The organism is Microcoleus sp. BM001215392 (genome assembly GCF_036700185.1).
In the GTDB taxonomy this organism is placed as follows: Bacteria; Cyanobacteriota; Cyanobacteriia; order Cyanobacteriales; family Microcoleaceae; genus Microcoleus.
Map to the genome: position 1 here is coordinate 1 of NZ_JAUBOJ010000113.1, position 17,728 is coordinate 17,728.

General features: G+C 46.8%; 11 protein-coding genes. 6 read left to right on the forward strand and 5 right to left on the reverse strand.

Annotated features, from left to right (window positions below; translation table 11 throughout):
* The first annotated feature begins 185 nt into the window (after positions 1 to 185).
* Both QT974_RS14315 and QT974_RS14320 read left to right on the forward strand, forming a co-directional pair.
* A complete protein-coding gene (locus tag QT974_RS14315; RefSeq protein WP_333469136.1) occupies positions 186 to 854 on the forward strand; it encodes a nitroreductase family protein in 669 nt (222 codons plus the stop codon).
* Positions 855 to 997: 143 nt separating this feature from the next.
* Positions 998 to 2,881 (forward strand): hypothetical protein, encoded by a 1,884-nt coding sequence (locus tag QT974_RS14320; protein WP_333469137.1) that lies wholly within the window; start codon positions 998 to 1,000, stop codon positions 2,879 to 2,881.
* Between the two features lie 227 nt (positions 2,882 to 3,108).
* Here the strand turns inward: QT974_RS14320 and QT974_RS14325 are convergent, their stop codons facing one another.
* Positions 3,109 to 3,465 carry a zinc ribbon domain-containing protein gene (locus tag QT974_RS14325; RefSeq protein ID WP_333469138.1) on the reverse strand — a complete coding sequence of 119 codons (357 nt, stop codon included), beginning with the start codon at positions 3,463 to 3,465 and terminating at the stop codon, positions 3,109 to 3,111.
* Between the two features lie 218 nt (positions 3,466 to 3,683).
* On the opposite strand from QT974_RS14325, the gene QT974_RS14330 reads away from it, so the two are divergent.
* Positions 3,684 to 4,010, forward strand: a complete 327-nt coding sequence (locus QT974_RS14330) for a phasin family protein (protein WP_265235356.1) — start codon at positions 3,684 to 3,686, stop codon at positions 4,008 to 4,010.
* A gap of 233 nt (positions 4,011 to 4,243) precedes the next feature.
* Positions 4,244 to 4,831 carry an FKBP-type peptidyl-prolyl cis-trans isomerase gene (locus tag QT974_RS14335; protein ID WP_333469139.1) on the forward strand — a complete coding sequence of 196 codons (588 nt, stop codon included), beginning with the start codon at positions 4,244 to 4,246 and terminating at the stop codon, positions 4,829 to 4,831.
* Between the two features lie 198 nt (positions 4,832 to 5,029).
* On the opposite strand, the gene dnaB is transcribed toward QT974_RS14335, so the two are convergent.
* The 3 genes from dnaB to QT974_RS14350 form a co-directional block, all read right to left on the reverse strand.
* The gene (gene dnaB / locus QT974_RS14340) at positions 5,030 to 8,602 is read right to left on the reverse strand and encodes a replicative DNA helicase (protein ID WP_333469140.1); all 3,573 of its coding nucleotides are present in this window, start codon (positions 8,600 to 8,602) and stop codon (positions 5,030 to 5,032) included.
* A gap of 141 nt (positions 8,603 to 8,743) precedes the next feature.
* On the reverse strand, positions 8,744 to 9,202 hold the full coding sequence (gene rplI / locus QT974_RS14345) for a 50S ribosomal protein L9 (protein ID WP_333469141.1): 459 nt from the start codon (positions 9,200 to 9,202) through the stop codon (positions 8,744 to 8,746).
* A 272-nt stretch (positions 9,203 to 9,474) separates the two neighbouring features.
* Positions 9,475 to 14,568 (reverse strand): PAS domain-containing protein, encoded by a 5,094-nt coding sequence (locus QT974_RS14350; RefSeq protein ID WP_333469142.1) that lies wholly within the window; start codon positions 14,566 to 14,568, stop codon positions 9,475 to 9,477.
* Between the two features lie 940 nt (positions 14,569 to 15,508).
* On the opposite strand from QT974_RS14350, the gene QT974_RS14355 reads away from it, so the two are divergent.
* Positions 15,509 to 16,348 carry a glycosyltransferase family 8 protein gene (locus QT974_RS14355; RefSeq protein WP_333469143.1) on the forward strand — a complete coding sequence of 280 codons (840 nt, stop codon included), beginning with the start codon at positions 15,509 to 15,511 and terminating at the stop codon, positions 16,346 to 16,348.
* 106 nt (positions 16,349 to 16,454) lie between these two features.
* Here QT974_RS14355 and gloB read toward each other — a convergent pair whose 3' ends face one another.
* Positions 16,455 to 17,228, reverse strand: a complete 774-nt coding sequence (gene gloB / locus QT974_RS14360; RefSeq protein WP_333469144.1) for a hydroxyacylglutathione hydrolase — start codon at positions 17,226 to 17,228, stop codon at positions 16,455 to 16,457.
* A 235-nt stretch (positions 17,229 to 17,463) separates the two neighbouring features.
* Here gloB and QT974_RS14365 point away from each other — a divergent pair, with 235 nt between their 5' ends.
* The gene (locus tag QT974_RS14365) at positions 17,464 to 17,667 is read left to right on the forward strand and encodes a hypothetical protein (RefSeq protein ID WP_333469145.1); all 204 of its coding nucleotides are present in this window, start codon (positions 17,464 to 17,466) and stop codon (positions 17,665 to 17,667) included.
* The last annotated feature ends 61 nt before the right edge of the window (positions 17,668 to 17,728 follow it).

The following is a 17,728-nucleotide window of genomic DNA, read 5'->3' on the forward strand; positions in this document are numbered from 1 at the left end:
TTGACAGTTGACAGTTGACAGTTGACAGTTGACAGTTGACTCCGAAAGCAGTTGACTCCGAAAGCAGTTTACAGTTGACAGTTGACTCCGAAAGCAGTTGTTATTTGGCAGTTGTTATTTGTTGTTCTAATTTCCAATAACCCATAACCAATAACCCATAACCAATAACCAATAACCAATCATTTATGACAATTGAAATCCAACCTTCAATTAATGTTAAAACCGCGATCGAAAGCCGCCGGGCCGCCCTCCGTTTCAAACCCGATCTGATTCCCCCAGCCATACTGACAGAGATTTTGCGGTTGGGAGTGCGATCGCCCTCTGGTTATAACTTGCAGCCTTGGCGGTTTATCGTACTTAAAGAGCAAGCCAGCAAAGAAAAATTAAAAGCTTGCGCTTTCGACCAGCGCCAAGTGGTAGAAGCCCCGATCGTGTTAATCTGTTGTGGCGATCGGCGCGCCACCCAACCCGAAAACACCGAAGCTGTCATCGAATTGGGCAAAGCAGTGGGCGGAATGAATGACAATTTAGCGACTTATCTGCGGCAAGCAATCCCGCAAATGTTCGAGAACCATTCTTGCTTCGAGTCCCTAGAAACTTGGACAAACAGACATACAATGCTGGCAGTAGCTCATTTAATGATCGCAGCTAAAAGCTTTGGAGTAGACAGTTGTCCGATGGAAGGTTTTGTCAGCAATCAGGTGAAAGAAGCCTTTCAAATTCCTGCTGAAGTAGATGTTTGCTGTTTGCTCCCGCTCGGTTATGCAGCGGAACCTTTCAAACAATACGGCGGGCGTTTTGATGTGACTCAAGTTTATTATGGCGAAAGTTTTGGAGAGCTGCTGCAAATTTAGATTTGACAGTTAAGATTTGAGAGCTAAGATTTGAATGAATCTGTACAAGTTCAAAGAACAAATTGGAAAGAGCGAATATTTGGCAACTTCGCTCTTTCCGAAAGCTAAATTTTCTAGTGGTGAGAGTAGACAGAGGAAAAAACATGACAGTAGCAGCGCGACAAAGCAAGGCACAAATCCTAGAATTAAAGTTGCATAAATACTTGCAAGCAGCCGGCTTTAAAGATTTGCCGCTTTATATCAGTTGCGATTTGAGAGAAGATTCTTTAACGGTTGTGGGAGAACACCCGCGCAATTTAGTTCTGAAAGCTAAACCGACTTTTACAGTGCTAGAAGCGGCGATTCTGGAAATAGAACCGGAAGCTATTCAACAGATCGGACTTTGCCTGAAAATCACAGGGCAAAATCAGCCTTATGCTTTTCATTCTTTTACCATGCACAACCCGGTTTTGTCAAGACCTAGAACAGTCGCAGAAATACGTAAAAAAACCGAGGAAATACCCGCAGCAGAAACTGCAATGGTGCTAGCAGAAAATACCGCGGATGCAGTGGAGGAGACACCGTTAAAAACAGATGTTGAAACTGCGGGGGTAGATGAATATTTCCCCGATTTTTCTGAGAGTTCGGGCGATGGCGGTGCCAGACCCTTTCAGGTAAGTGCCATCCCCCCAGACATCGAAGACAATCCCTTCGATGTACTGGATATGGAACCGATAAACGTTGCCGAAAAACCCAAATATTCACCGTTTGCAATGCTGGCCGCCGCAGGAATATTCAGCCTGACTGCGGTAGTTTTTGCAGGCGGTTTTTACTTGCTAAGCCGTCCCTGCGTCATCGGAGAATGCACTGCGCTAGCTAATGCCAAACAGTTGAGCGATAATTCGGTGCAGACTCTGAAAACTTCAAAAGTTGCTAACAGTCCCGTCCAAGCGCAAGAACAGTTAAAAGCTGCGATCGCCCTTTTAGAACCGATTCCTTCTTGGTCAATTCATCGCGGTGAAGCTCAAACCGACTTGGAAAACTACCGCCAGCAAAATCAGAATTTAAATTCTGCGATCGATGCAGCGGGTCTGGCACAATCAGCAGCCCAAAGAACCCAAAATCCCCCTGTTTCTGCCCAGAACGCGCAGGAAGCACAAGCTCTGTGGCAAAGCGCGATCGCCCAACTCCGAGAAATTCCCCAAAACAGCCCGGTTTATCCCTACGCTCAAAGAAAGGCGAAGGAATACCGCAAGAATTTAGCAACTGGAAATCGGCAATTAGGCACAGAAAAACAAGCCCAAAAAACCTTGCTCGAAGCCAAAAGCACAGCCCAAATAGCAGAAGCTCGGGAAGCAGTAGCTCAGACAGCCGAGACTTGGGCTGGAGTGGAAGCAGGTTGGGAAAAAGCGATCGCCACGCTATCTGAAATTCCCAGCAATACGCAATCTTATCAACTAGGTAGACTTCTAGTTCCCAAATACGAAACTAAACTTTCACAAGCTCGCGAGCGCAGAAATGTTGAAGGGATTTCGGAAAATGCCTATACTCAAGCTGTGACTTTAGCAGCCCAAGCTCAAATTTCTGAAGGCAAAAACGGCTGGTTTAAAGCATCGGAATACTGGCGGAGAGCTTTGAGTTACGCTGAGCAAGTTCCGGCGGCTACTACTTATTCCCAGAAAGCGAAACCGCTGATCGATTCCTACAAAACATCTTTGCAGCAAGCAGAATTGAAGCTGCGGGAAGAAAGAAATCTGCAAAAAGCGCGCACGGATTTAGATAGAACTTGCAAAGGTCAACCAAAGATTTGCGACTATACTGTTAGCAACGGTTTGATTGCGGTGCAGATGACTCCTGATTACGTGCAGAAGTTGCAACAAACTTTCATTCAAGCAAATAACAACAATGCCGTGAAGACTCGCCAAGCTGTGGAAAATCACGTTCAAACTTTGCAAAAGGCCTTGGAGGCGATCGCCGAAAATGCGAAAATTCCGATGCAGGTTTACGATGGTGATGGCAAGCGGATTGCGAGTCACGAACCGAAATAAGTTGAAAGGTGTTCCAGTGCGATCGTCCCGGCTCCGCTTAACCCGAAGCACCTGTGTTTTGCTGTGGTAGTAAATAAAAAATGCTTTTTGCAAAACACAGGTGTTCCCGCTCCAATCTCTGGCTTGTAGATTGGAGCGGTAGCTGCAATATTTTTGAGCGAGCCAGAGCTATAAAATAGTTGCCTATCTTTGGATGATATATCTATTTTATAGTTGGTAAAAGCTGTTCAAAGTGACAGGGCAATGCTAATAATAATTAAACCAAATAAAGCCAAACAAACGAGATTCTGCTGACACCAATTTTTGATCGATTGGGGCCAGCCGCCGCTGATGTAACGGCTCGTCTGCGGTACAAGCGGCTGGGCTTTGTCGTGATATAGCGTGCATTCTTTGGCGAAGGGACGCTGCGGGTAGTTGCAGGTGTCGTCTTCGTGGTAAGTACAGGTAGCGCACAGAAATTCTGCGGGTGCCGATCGATAAAGCGGGATACCCGGATGACCGAAAGCTTTGAGAGGGGTTTTGCAGTGCGCGCAGGCGATCGCTCGGGAGTCTACAGGTTGGTGACAGCGGGGACACTCAGGCATTTGACAGCAGGGTGATTGGTTAATTTGGTCGGGATGGTACGAAGAGCGGGTTTTCCGAACGTCCTTTGGCGGGTTAAACTCGCCAGCAGGCTGCTGGATGCTCCAAAATAGAAAGGTAGGTCAGTGCTGATGTAACTAAAATTGTACAAAGGGTTTCGCAGCGACCGCAGGCGACCTGAGCCGATCGGGTATTTTGGGGAAAACAGTAGGAAAAATCTATGGATAACAATAGCAACTTACTCAAACAACTGGTAATGCTGGGCATTGGTACTACCTCCTTGGTGGCCGAGAAATTGCAGGAAGCCAGCGAGCAATGGGTCAAAGATGGCAAAATCAATCCCGAACAAGCCAAAACCTTTGTCGATGACGTGACTGAACATCTCAAGTCTGAACAGGGAAATTGGGATACCCAGTTGCAGCGCCAACTGCGGAATATGCTGCAAGATATGGGCGTTCCCCGACAGTCCGAAATGGATGAGTTGCGGGGAAGGCTCGATCGTCTCGAACGTCAGATGCGAGATTTGGAAAACCGTAACTGGCGCTGAGGGCGATCGTGGTTCGCTCCTATCTTGTGATAAGATTGTCACCCGAAGGCAGAAGGCTCAAGAAAGCAGAAGGTAAAATTACCAACATTCTGACTTGATAATTTGGCCTTTCAAATTAACTGGCACCCGCCATTTTTGGGCCCAAAAGTTCAGATAAAATTTTGTGGTTCTTGTTGTACTAGATATCTTGGATATCTGAGATATCGCGGTTAAAAGTATCAGGAGGATTAATTTTGCGAGGAATTCTGGTCAGCTTGGGCGTAATGCTGGTTTGCTTTGTGTTTTTGATAGTCGCTCAAATGAGCGGCTATGTACCTACAGCAGTTGCCTCCGAAGTGAATAATCCTTTAACCGATGTGGCGCTGGAGATACTTTCAGCGAAGTCTTTCACTGAAGATAGCTTGCTAGTAGCTGATGCTAATTTACCGAAGGAACCAGCTACTATCGCTGGCAATAACATGACTGATAATACTGAGAAAACTGTCACCACAGATTCAGGTCTGAAATATGTTGAATTGAAAGAAGGTGATGGGGCGACTCCAAAAACCGGTCAGACTGTTGTGGTGCACTACACTGGCACTCTGGAGGATGGCACGAAGTTTGATAGTTCGCGCGATCGCAATTCTCCTTTTCAGTTTGATATTGGCGTCGGTCAAGTAATTAAGGGTTGGGATGAAGGTGTCGGTACAATGAAAGTTGGAGAACGCCGCAAGTTGATTATTCCCCCTGAATTAGGTTATGGTGCTCGTGGTGCGGGCGGGGTGATTCCTCCTAATGCTACGCTGATTTTTGATGTGGAATTATTGAAAATCGCTGGCTAGGTAGCTCAACCTAATTAAATTTAAAACTTTGGCGATATTTAGAAACCCGGTTTTTTTCAGAAACCGGGTTTCTGTGTAAATCCTGGTTGATTTAAGTAAATTGACCTAATTAAATGTAAAATATCGATCGCACTCAAGCTTGCTGTGTGTTCCTTCTTCCTTCTTCCTTCTTCCGACTTCCATCGGACTTCTTCCTTCTTAAGAGCGCTTCGGAGATGCTAAATTGCGGAACGAGGTATATTGAGCGTCAAATAATAGTTTGATGATGCCTGTGGGGCCGTTTCTGTGTTTGGTGATAATGACTTCGGCAATTCCGCGATCGGGCGAATCCGGGTTATAATATTCATCGCGGTACAACATAATTACTAAATCGGCGTCTTGTTCAATCGATCCAGAGTTATGACTGACAATGCCATCAGCTAACCAAGATTCGACACCAGGAACAGTCAAGTCAAAGACTTCTTCTTCTCCCGCTGCTGAGATATTAATCACTTCATCCCAGAACAAGTCAGAAGATGCTTTTTTAACCAAGGCATCACTATCCAGAAGTTTGCCATAATCTAAAACCGTTTCTCGTGAAGGAGCAAAACTGAAGTGGGAAGAACCACCGCAGGCTGTTTCTCTCAGTTTAGACATCTGGCGTGTTGTGACATTACATTCCCGCATACGCTCACGAATAGTCTGAAATACTTCTTTAGGCAAAGTATCTCGGTTAGGATTAGCCACCTTTCCAGCAAGTCTCATCTTCAATCGCCCAGCATCTGCTACTTTGCAGCCTGCGGAACCAATCAGATAGCTACCATCTCCCATCAAGTGAGCTAGCAAAGAAATTTGATGTTCCTTCGAGTTAATTGGCTTCTGAGGCTCAGGAATAAATCTGGCGATCGCCACCCGACTTCCCACCTGAAGCGACTTTAACTCTTGCCAACCTTGAAGAGTGTAGATTCGATGTTGAGCCGTAGCCTTGAGGGTTCTGCCACTGGCTAACTTAAGGATAAAGACAGGCTTGACTCCTACTCGCCAAACCTTGTCACTTTTCGCCACCGCAATCTTTTCTAGATGATTCATCGCCAATACCATTGGCTCTTGTCCCACTAAGTCGCGAATTGGAACTCGGCGACCATCCGCTAACAGCACGGGCGTATCACCAGTAACACATTCCCGTAAATCCGACATCATCGGCCGCTTATTTGTCCTCGCTTCCACACTTCGACTCAACTGAGACAAAGCAATAATCGGCACGTTGAGTTCCCGCGCTAAACCTTTAAGACCTCTAGTAATTCGAGATAATTCTTGCACGCGGTTGTCGCTGCTACCTTCCATTAATTGCAGGTAATCTAGCAAGATTAATCCGAGAGATCCGCCTTGTTCTGCTTGCAGGCGGCGGGCTTTCGATCGAATCTCCATCACGGTAATATTGGGAGTATCATCAATAAACAGTGGTAGTTCTGATAAGTTACCAATGGCTGTACTGATCGGTTCCCATTCGTTTTGGCTGATTCTGCCCGATCGCAACCTATTACTTTCTATTTTGGCTTCACTGGACAGAATACGCTGCACTAGCTGTTCTTTGGACATTTCCAAGCTAAAAACGGCAACCGGCAATTTTTGCTGTCCAGTGGCGATATGGTGGGCGATGTTGGTACAAAAGGCTGTATTGTGAACGCAGATATCATTAGCAACAAAATTGTGTGTCTCCGGGATAGTTAAGTCATAGACTTGCTTGTTTCCCATCGGTTCGATCGAAACTATTTCATCCCAGTAAACCTCGCTATCTGCCAGTTGTTTCAGCCACGAATTATTTAAAGCTGTTGCTAAAACCAAAAGTCTTTGCCTGGACAGCGCGCGTTTACCAACATGGATATTTGAATAACCTTTGATGCCTGCGCGTTTTGCTAAAGATACCCAAGATTCGTTGCCTTTTGCTAAGGCTAAATATTCCCAAACCTCGACAGGAATTAAATCGCGGTTATTGTGAGATATTTTATTTTCTAATGCTTCTTTTACTTTGAATAATGCTGCCTCTTTGCCAAAAATTCCAATCTCTGATATAAATATTTTGATAGATATAGCATCAGTAATATCGATTTGCCAAGCTGGTCTGCGAGTATTTTTGTATTTGACAGAGCGCTTTTTGAGGGCGGCAATGATGCCAAATCTCAGTAGTAAATGCTGTACGTGTCTAGCTAGTCCTTCGCTAACAGAACAGTAGCCTAGTTGAGATTGACCGCTGGTAAGTAGGGTAGCCCACCCATCAGTGGAAAAGAGACGGTTGAGGAAAAGGGCAACTTGCGATCGTTCCAATTTAAAAACTATATCCGGTACTGTTTTCTGGTGAGCATTTTTCCCCATCAGACCTAATTCTTCTAACCAGTATCTCAGCGGGTTTTTATGCAGGGTATTAATAGCCTCCATCCCTCGCCCGGCTAGTTGTTTTGGATCGACATCTAAAGTTTCACAGATGCGACTAAATAATTCTTGCTTTGGGAATGCCAATCCTAGCACCCAATTCGAGGCCAAATCGGGTGAAACCTTCAAGATTTTAGCAAATTCTTTAACATACAAATGTTGTTCTTTAAGGACTTTTTGCAAATTCAGACCAAAGAAAGATATTTTGTCTTTGTAACTGTCTCTATCGCCCATAACATAATACTCGGGTGCGCGTCTCCCTCGATCGTTGAAGCGCAATTTAAGACCTCCGAAGCTACTAGCAGCTTCGGCAAAGTCTTTTAGTATAGCAGTATTTCCATTGGTGAAGTGCGGCGCGCTGAGTGTCAAACAACCGTCACCAATGAGATAAGCCAATAATTTAACTTCACAGTCGCGGATGGTTTCTTTACCAAAAATATTCATCCTGCGGGGGACAGCAATTTTATCGCCTGCTTCTATCTCCGCCAACTGTCGCCATCCCTTAATCGTTAAAAATGGGTGGGTAATTGTAGTTTCTATAAACCGTCCGAGTCTTGTTGTGACGCGAAATACAGGCTTAATTCCATCATCTATAAAAGCAGATGGTCTAGTTAGATGAAACTTCCAATCTTCTCCTAAAGTTAGTAATTCAGCTTGACGTTTTTGATAGATTTCTTCAATGGTAACAAGGCTTCCATCGCTTAGTGTCGTTATGGTAGAGCTCGCTTCGCACTTGCCCATTGCCGGCCTCCCAGCAACGATGATTAAATCCGATCGCTGAAAGCCGCCTGTCATCGCATCTAAATCATAAAAACCGCACGGAATACCGGGAAGTGTGAGGCCTTCATTGCGATTTTCTAGGTCTTGAAATGTTTGGTTTAGGGTTTCGCCGATGGATACTAAATCTTGTTGCGGGCGGTCTTGAGTGATGCCAAAAACTTCTTGTTCGGCGCGGTCTAAGACTGTTTCTAGTGGCGCTGCTGTCTCGTAACCTAATTGTACTATGTTGTTGCCCGCTTCGATCAATCGGCGGCGCTGATATTTGTCTTCGACTAAAACTGCATATTGGTCGATGTTGACTGCTGAAACTGTGCGATCGACTAATTGTGCTAATTTAGTTAATCCTCCGACTTGTTCTAACTGGTTGCGATCGGTCAGCCAAGTCGTTACGGTCATTAAATCGGTGGGTTGACCCTGCAAAAATAGCCCTAATGCCGATCGATAAATGACTTGATGAGCGGTGATGGCAAAAAACTCGGGACGCAAGATTTCAGCAATTCGCGAAATAGCTTCGGGGTCGATTAAAATCCCGCCCAAAATTGCTTCCTCTGCCTCTATGTTTGTCGGCATCAAATCGCTCATTAGTCAATAGTCCTCAGTCATTGGTTATTGGTTATTGGTTATTGGTTATTGGTTATTGGTTATTAAAAAAACTTTTGACCAGTGTTTTCATGCCCAATGCCCTGCACAAGCCAATGCCCAATGCCCAATTACCAACTACTATTACATCGGCACAACTTGAATATTAACTTCGGCGGTAACTTCTGCGTGAAGTTTGATTTCAGCTTTGTATGTACCAGTGCCGCGAATTTCGGGTAGGGTGATGCCGCGCCGATCGACTTCTTGACTGGTAGAGTTGAAAATCAGCTCTGCTACTTCTTGGTTGGTGACTGTACCAAAAATCGCGTCTCCTTCGCCGACTTGCTTGGAGATGATGAAAGGCCCGGCTGCTTCCAGGGCGGTTTTGCGGACTTCGGCTTGCTGCTTGAGTTCTAGCTGGCGCAGTCTTTCTTCTTCTCTGCGGCGGGCTGCTTGCTTGAGAATGCCGGGAGTGGCTTTAAATCCCATTCCTTGGGGTACTAGGTAGTTGCGGGCGTAGCCTGGGGCTACTTCTACTACGTCGCCAGCTTTGCCGAGTTTGCTGACATCTTTGTTTAAAACTAATTGAACGCGCTTGGCCATGATCGTTGATTGTGGGGTTTTAACTGCAACTTTCTATAATAGCGAAGTTTTAGGGGCGATCGCAAGAGCGAAGGAAGTTCGGCAACGGATTTTGTAGCGGATGTAACGGATGTAACGGATTCAATAGATTCGGTGTTGAGGGAATAAGGATGAGATATCCTTTTTGGTGGGTTTATCCGTCTAAAGCCAAGGTGGTACAGCACTCGGAGAGGACTGAAGTCCTTACTGCGAACCTAGATTTAAGAAGGACTGAAGTCCTTACTACAAACCTGTTACGGGTTTTTTAGCTTTGGATCGATCGCGCGCGCTACCGTAGCAACTAACTCACTCGGATCGATCGGCTTAGATAAGTGTTTGTCAAATCCGGCTTGCAAAACTTGGCGCTCATTCCCTTCTCCAGCATAGGCTGTTAGGGCGATCGCCACCAACTCCCGACCCTGTGCCCCAAGCTGAGTGCGGATGTGACGGATCAGCATATAGCCGTCCATCTCGGGCATTCCGATGTCGCTGACGAGCAAATCTGGTGGAGTTTGGGCGATCGACAGCAACGCCTCAGCAGCAGATGACACCGAAATCACCTCTGCACCCGCGTCCTGTAGCACGAAGGCGACAAAATCGCGCGAGTCCGGCTCATCATCTACTACCAAAATTCTCAATCCAGCGAGCGGCAAAGATGAAATATCGGCACTCTCAGATGAATGACGTGCTGTCTCCTCCTGGGTTCTAGAAGCATCATTTAATAGGGGCAATCTCACCGTAAACGTCGCTCCTTGACCTTCTCCGCGGCTTTCTGCAAACACCCTTCCGCCGTGAAGTTCGATCAGTTGGCGGACGATCGCCAATCCCAATCCCAAGCCGCCAAATTTGCGAGTTGTGGCGCCGTCTTCTTGTCGGAAATGCTCAAAAACATAGGGCAAAAAATCGGGAATAATGCCTTTACCCGTGTCTGAAACTTGAATTTCAACTTCGCGTGCGATTTGCGCTAATTTAACTTCTACTCGACCGCCTTCTGGCGTGAATTTCACCGCGTTCGATAACAAATTCCACATAATTTGCTGCAAGCGACCTGTATCGCCGAGAACGATTCCGATATCTGGATTTAAGATTGTTTGAATTTGAATCTTTTTAGCTTCGGCTGCTAATTGCACGGTTTCCAAAGCAGACAAGATAATGGTGGCGATATTCACCGGAGCAACATTCAATCTGAGTTTTCCTTGCAGAATCCGAGACACGTCTAGCAAGTCTTCGATTAATTGAGATTGCAGTCGGGCGTTGCGCTCGATCGTCTCGAAGGCCTGGGCGGTTTTAGCCGCGGTCAGTTTGCCTGCGATCAGCAGTTGCGACCAGCCTAAAATCGGATTCAAGGGCGATCGCAACTCGTGAGAAAGCACCGCCAAAAACTCATCTTTAATCCGGTTAGCTCGCTCGGCTTCCGCGCGCGCCGTTTGTTCCAATTGCAGAACCAGATCGCGCTCGGTTTCCACTTGTTTGCGCTCTGTAATGTCGATCGCAGAACCGATATAACCCTCAAATTGTCCGCTTTCGGTAAATCGGGGAGCAGCCGCATCCAGCGCCCAAGAATATCCGCCATCTTTGCGCTCCAAGCGAAATTCCATGCTGTAAGGTTCCTGGCGTTCGTGGGCTCTCAAAAATGCGTTACTCGCCTGTTGCCTGTCTTCTGGATGCACCGCGTTTACCCAACCAAATCCCAAACCTGTTTCCTCAGTTTGACCTGTGAATTCATACCAGCTTTCGCTCAAGAAAGTGCAGTAACCTGTGGAGTCTGTTACCCAGACCATAAACGGAGCGTTGTTCGCCATATTGCGGAATCGCTGTTCGCTCTCAAGCAGCGTGGCTTCTGCTTGTTTGCGTTCTGTGATATCGCGACAGACAATCACTCCGCCTGTGATTTCTCTGCTAGCATCAACTACCGGATAACCGCTGATACTGATCCAGCGACCTTCGCAATCTTGGCGGCGGACAAATATCGCTACATCATTGACATATTCACCTTTGATTGCTCTGGTTAGAGGTAGTTCATCCTCGGGAAAAAGAGTTTTTTGGTCTGCCAAAAATAGTCCGTAGCTGCTCGACCATTCCTGAGAGGATTTTTCATTGGTTAGTTGACCGAACATTTTGACTGCGGCGCGGTTAAACAGCACAAATTCGCCTTGTTGGTTGGCGAGAATTAAACCGTCGCCAATGCTGTCTATAATTACTTGCAGTAACTTCGTTTGTTCTTGCAGCGCGACTTCGGCTCGCTTGCGATTTGTGATGTCGTTGGAAATGCCAATTAAGCCGATGACTTCTCCGGCTTCATTGCGGTAAGGAGCTTTTGTTCCCAGAAATGTGTGAATACCATCGGGAGATTCTTCGACGATTTCTGTTTGACCGGATTCCATAATTCGGCGATCGTTAGCGCTGACGATCGCTCCCAGTTCTGGTACTGCATATAAATCGCGATCGCGCCGCCCAATTACTTCAGCAGCAGGTCTTCCCAGCGCCTCTAGGGTGGCTGGATTGGCATAAATAATACATCCTTGTCGATCTTTGACAAAAATAGGCGTCGGTGCTGACTCGTTAATCGCATTCAAAATTGCATTTTTTTGTCGCAGTTCTTCTTCTGTGCGTTTGCGATCGCTAATATCGCTCCAATAAGCCGTAAATCCATCGGCTGCTGGATAGGCGCTGACTTCTATATACATTTGAAGCGACGGCGAAAACTCTTCAAACTTCACAGAAACTTGCTCGAAAACAACCCGATGAAATTCTTGATATACCAATGAATTGGATTCTCGCTCGGCGGGAAATAGCTCCCAGATCGATCGACCTAACAAGTCGTTTCTCGATCGCTGCGTCAGTTTTTCAGCAGCGGCATTAACATAGGTATAGCGCCATTGTGCATCGATCGCCATAAAGGCATCCGTAATACTTTCTAAAATACTGCTAACTTGCTGGGAGGCCGCAGAGAGCGCCAGTTCAGCGTTTTTGCGATCGGTGATTACTTCCGAAAAAATGATGATCCCGCCAATTTCACCGGTGTTGGTTGGCCAAGGGTGAATTTCCCAGCGCACCCAGTCGATCGAGCCATCAGCGCGGGGAAACGCCTCTTCAGGGGACATTTCGACGGCTCCCGCCAGACAGCGCTGGTGGATTTGTTTCCAACGATCGGGCAATTCGGGAAAGATGTCGTAGTGCGATCGACCTACAATGTTTTGAGCGCCCAGCCCGTAACTTGTCAGCCAGCGATCGCTCACCAGCATATACCGCATCTGGCGGTCAAACATCGCCACCCCCGCAGGCGAATGTTTCACGAACAGCCGCAGTTGCTCTGACTGTTGCCGCAGCAGATTTTCCGCCTGTTTGCGATCGCTGATGTCTTTGAAAAGCACGGCGACTTTGTGGCTCGGCGGCTCAGCAGTGTGAAACGCGGAAATCTCAAACCAGCGGTTCATGGCATCCGAACCCTGCTCAAAGCGCACTGGTTCGCCTGTCTGTGCAACTTTGCCGTAGATATCGAACCAATAATTTTCGAGTTCTGGAACGAGTTCGCGTGCAGTTTTACCGACAGCTTGTAGGAGTCCGGTTTGTTTCTCAAAGGCGGGATTGACTTCCAAAAAGCGGTAATCGATCGGCTTTTGGTTGTCGTCAAACAGCATTTCGATCGCGCAAAAGCCTTCGTCTAGGGACTCAAACAAAGTGCGGTAGCGTTCCTCAGAGTCGCGCAAAGCTGCTTCTACTTGTTTGCGATCGCTAATATCCACAAACGCCGATACACAGCCGCAGACTGCGCCCTGCTCGTCAAATAACGGCACCGCATTCATCAACCAATCAAACGTCTCCCCGTCCGATCGCACCATTTGAAATTCTGCATCTCGCACGGGGGCGCCCGAAGCCGCAGCCCGCTGCATTGGGAGCTCTGCTGGCCCGATTTCCTGGCCGTTGCTAAATAGTTTGAATGGAAGCAGTGCGGCTTCGTCTCCGCTTGCAGAAACATTGGCATCCGGTTGCACTGTTAGCATCGACTGAGCAAACTTGTTAGTGCGAATTACATGACACTGAGCGTCGCGGGCGATCGCAATCCCGACGGGTACAGCATCAAGGATTAATTGCAGTTCATTAACTCGCCACTCTAGTTCTTGGTTGAGCCGTTGAATTTCTTTTTTGCGAGCTTTGCGATCGGTAATTTCGTGCACCGTCACATTCACGCCCAGCACGCGATCGTCCTCGGATGTCAGCGGATAGAGACTCAACAGCCAAGTGCCTTCTACTCCCGGCTGCGCTGCATTCGTGCCGTGAATTTCGAGCTGTTCGAGGGGAACTTTAGTGGCGATAACTTCTCGGTAAAGCGGCTCTAAATCATCTGCTTGTTGTGGTAAGATTTCGCGCAATGTTTTGCCGATGTGGGCGGCGGCTGGGACTCCGTTAACTTCTGCGAGGCGCGAGTTGATGCGGACAAATCGCAAGTCGGTATCGATAAAGCAAAGTCCGATGGGCGCGCTAGCATAAATTGCCTCGATTTCTGCGAGTTGTTGGTGCGCCGTTTGTGCTTGTTTAATAAAAGCAGCCCGATCGGCTTTCTGGTCGGTCACATCTTGAAAATAAACGGCAATTCCCGAGGCGATCGGATAAGCTCGTACCGCATACCAAGCATTCAGCGGCCCATAAAAAGATTCAAAACTAACTGTAACTTGCTCTGTGGCGCAGCGGCGATATTCCTGCTCGAACAAACTGCCGGCAGATTCGGGAAACTCTTCCCAAACGCTGTTACCGATCAAATCTGCCGGGGTTCGATTTATCCACCGCGCCGCTTGAGAATTAACGTAGGTAAACCGCCAGTCTCGATCCAAAGCAAAGAAGCCGTCGTCCATACTTTCGAGGGTGTCTGAAAGTTGTTGGGCGGGCACCTCAGTGACGAATGCTGGCTCAGGTTGACCAATTTCGGTGAAAGTTGTAACTACGGCGTAGGGAGTCGATCGATCTGCTTGAAATAAAGGTTGAGAATCGATCTTCAACCAAATCAATTCTCCCTGCGGCTGATAGAAGCCCATGATGACATTGCAGCAGGGTTGTCCGGTTTGCAGCGCCACCATCGCCGGGTGCATTTCACCGGGAAAATCCGAGCCATCTTCACGCACAGTCTGCCACGGACAGTTGATGGAAGTGTTACCCTGCATTTGTTCTGCTGTGATCCCCAACAACTCTTGAGCGCGAGAATTGGAAGCCTGAATGCTGCCGTCTGCAAATTGTAGAACCATCCCTGCATCTGTTTGCCCTGGTGCCGCTTGGGCGATCGCTTTGTTATAGTTTGTGGAAGCAGACGGGTCGATTTTCTGTTGGGATTCAGTATTGCTTGGATTTTGCATCGGTTTCTAACAACGGTCGTTTTAATTTTGCTCTTGCCGATCGCGATCGTTAATTATAAGCAAATAATTCTGAGGAACTTTTACTTTAAATATGGTAATACCAATTTAATGTGAAGTTGCATATATCTCGATCCCCCTCGCATCCCCCGCATCGTTGCGGGGACGAAAGAGAAGAATCTTGTCCCCCCTCCCACCCTACCGCGTACACACAACTCCTACAAACCTGGCTGTGTCTGACACAACCCTTAGTAGGCAAGGTTTTTACGCGATCGAGCTTATTATCAATAATTTTAAATTATTGATAATAGTTGACGGGAAATCAAGGATTAAAAAAATAAATTTCCGTTTTTTTGGGTCATTTGATTTCCAACTCGACTTGTGTGTACACGGTAGCCTCCCACCAGAGGGGCGCCAGGGCGATCGGATTCGGGAGCAGCCTCATAAAAAATTGGTATAACAATTCAAACCTCACAAGGATGTCGATTGTGATATAGGAAGGTCGCTCTCTAGAATATTTATTTTATACCAGAGTTCCACGTCTTAACCAGTGGCTAAATTCAGCACGGGTGAGGTGGCAATTTTCTGGATGTTTCCCATCGGAGGTCAGTCTCGTCAGTAGTTTTCATGGCTGGTGTATATTATTACTAACTGCTGTTTCTCGTTACTCCGGGCTCTTTCGATCGTCCGGCGCACAGGTAACTAGAAACTCGGTTTATCGATCGAAGCCGATCGCCAAATTGGGATTTCCCATGTTTGTCTCAAGCATCAATAGGTGTTCCAATAGCTGCAAGCTTTCTATTTGATCGCTTTCCGTTTGATCGCTTCGCTAACGCTAACGAATTTATGCGTATATAGAGCCGTCTGCTTCCTCCTGTGCGAGAGTTTTTGTGAGGTTTGACAGTGCGCCTTTAACTTCCGTTCATTTCACACACTTAATCCGATGCACATCTTCATAGCCAGCGATCGCAACTACATTCTCGGGTTAGCAGCACTGCTCAAGTCTATAGATATCAATGTTAGCAAATCCGCTGCAACAAACGTAAAAATTAGTATTGTATCTGTCGGGATAGATGGACAGTCCAAGCAACAATTACAGAATTGCTGCAAATACCCGATTGCATGGCAGGAATTGCAATCTAATTACGGCGAACTGCTTTCACTGTATGGTTCAAAACTTAGTTACATTAGATTGGAACCGGGAAAGTATACCCAGGAAACAGAAAGGCTGATTTGGCTCGATGTCGATACGATCGTACTCGGAAGCCTAGAGCCACTGTGGGATCTAGATTTAGAATCTATGCCGATCGCAGTCGCAACTAACGTCTGGGGAAATCCCAACAACTCTCAAGATCGAAACCCTTATTTCAATGCTGGTGTTTTAGTTTACAACATGAAGCTTTGGGAGCAAGAGCAACTCTCGGAGAAGTTGCTGGAAAACGCCCGATCCAAGCTTTGGGGCGATCACGATCAGGGTGCATTAAATTTTGTTTTAGCCCGCAGGTGGAAGCAATTAGATCGAATCTGGAACAACCCCAATACGGATGATATGTCAACTAAAATTATGCACTTTATGTCCAAACCGAAACCATGGGAAACTTCTGCTCCGAATCAATTATGGCTGGATATGTTGTCTCAGACACCGTTTAAGGACGAACTGGTCAAAGTCAAACAGAATGTGAACTGGCTGTCGAGCTTAAAGCTAAAATTCAAAAGATTTGACCCATGGTTGAGGGAACCGACAATCAAGTTTAAGAGTTACGTCAATAACAAAAGACGTTAAGGTAATACCATTTTAGATTTTAGGTTTGAGATTTTCGACTGAGAATGACTTGCTGCATAATGGTTTGGAGTTTGCCTGCTGTTGCATTATTTTGGGGAAAATAATGTCAAAATCGGTCTTTCATGCCGCGCAATCGAGCGAAGGTTTGGACTGGATCGCGGGTGTTGACGAATTGTTGGAGGTTGGGAAAATCCCAGCGCAAAAAGGGGTTTGTGCTTTTCTCGATGCCGATCGATGATGGTATGGTAGGTTGCGATCGCCTGCGGGCCTCTTGGACTGCTATCAAGCGCTGCTGTAACTCAAGATTGTCGGGATCTGCGGTAATGGCGAATTGCAAGTTTTTCAGCGTGTATTCGTGGGCGCACCAAACTCTGGTATTGTCCGGCAAGTTTCGCAGTTGCGCGAGGGACGCTAGCATTTGAGCTGGAGTGCCTTCAAACATTCTGCCACAGCCTCCAGCAAATAAAGTGTCCCCGCAGAACAATTCGCCGCTTTCCCCTGGTTTGCTGGGCGCAAAATAGTAGGCTATGTGGGCTTTTGTGTGACCGGGTAGGAAGAAGATGGAGGCAGTGCGATCGCCAAATTCAACGATCTCGCCCGCTTGCAAAAAGACTTGCTGTCCCGGAATTCTGCCTCGGTCTTCGGCGCCGCCGTAAACTGTAAGTTGGGGGAAGCGATCGATCAGTTGCTGGTTGCCGCCTACGTGATCGCTGTGGTGGTGCGTGTTAAAAATTGCTGTTAATTCGGCTTTGAGCGAGATCAGTTGCTGCAAGACCGGTTCTGCGACGGCTGGATCGACGACTGCTGCTGTATGCCGATCGGGGTCGTGGAGCAAGAAAATGTAATTGTCCGACAGTACCGGAAGCCGATAAACCTGCATAGAAAACTGCCTCTTTGGGAAAACTATTATAGAATTCGATCGGTATCAGAGTTATCCCAACACAGAAGGCCGAATTATTAATTCTGCACATCTATCTTTAGGAGTAAAAGTCTGATACATTATTGATGCTGTTCCACAAATACATTTGTGGTATGTTTGTGGTATGGTATGCACGATTTCCAGGTGAATTGCTGCAATCGACTTTAATTATTCTGACATAAATGCGATCGAATAAATGCGAACATCTCAAAACAAATCGAGCTTAACAATCTATCAAATGGTCGATCGGATCGTAGCGTCTGGCAAGATTGCTCGCAGGGAACATTTAGTTTTAACTTCTGCTATCCTGTGCGATGATAAACTTTCCGAAGAGGAGCGACATCAAATCAATCGCATATTTGATTACATCCAAATTGGGCGCGTCAAGTTCATCGATTGAACTTTTCAGTTGACAGTTGACAGTTGACAGTTGACAGTTGACAGTTGACAGTTGACAGTTG

Excerpts from the sequence above, each read along its gene's own strand:
- QT974_RS14315 (WP_333469136.1), top strand. The coding sequence starts at position 186 with ATGACAATTGAAATCCAACCTTCAATTAATGTTAAAACCGCGATCGAA.
- QT974_RS14320 (WP_333469137.1), top strand. The coding sequence starts at position 998 with ATGACAGTAGCAGCGCGACAAAGCAAGGCACAAATCCTAGAATTAAAG.
- dnaB (WP_333469140.1), bottom strand. The coding sequence starts at position 8,602 with ATGAGCGATTTGATGCCGACAAACATAGAGGCAGAGGAAGCAATTTTG.
- QT974_RS14325 (WP_333469138.1), bottom strand. The coding sequence starts at position 3,465 with ATGCCTGAGTGTCCCCGCTGTCACCAACCTGTAGACTCCCGAGCGATC.
- rplI (WP_333469141.1), bottom strand. The coding sequence starts at position 9,202 with ATGGCCAAGCGCGTTCAATTAGTTTTAAACAAAGATGTCAGCAAACTC.
- QT974_RS14365 (WP_333469145.1), top strand. The coding sequence starts at position 17,464 with ATGCGAACATCTCAAAACAAATCGAGCTTAACAATCTATCAAATGGTC.
- QT974_RS14330 (WP_265235356.1), top strand. The coding sequence starts at position 3,684 with ATGGATAACAATAGCAACTTACTCAAACAACTGGTAATGCTGGGCATT.
- QT974_RS14355 (WP_333469143.1), top strand. The coding sequence starts at position 15,509 with ATGCACATCTTCATAGCCAGCGATCGCAACTACATTCTCGGGTTAGCA.
- gloB (WP_333469144.1), bottom strand. The coding sequence starts at position 17,228 with ATGCAGGTTTATCGGCTTCCGGTACTGTCGGACAATTACATTTTCTTG.
- QT974_RS14350 (WP_333469142.1), bottom strand. The coding sequence starts at position 14,568 with ATGCAAAATCCAAGCAATACTGAATCCCAACAGAAAATCGACCCGTCT.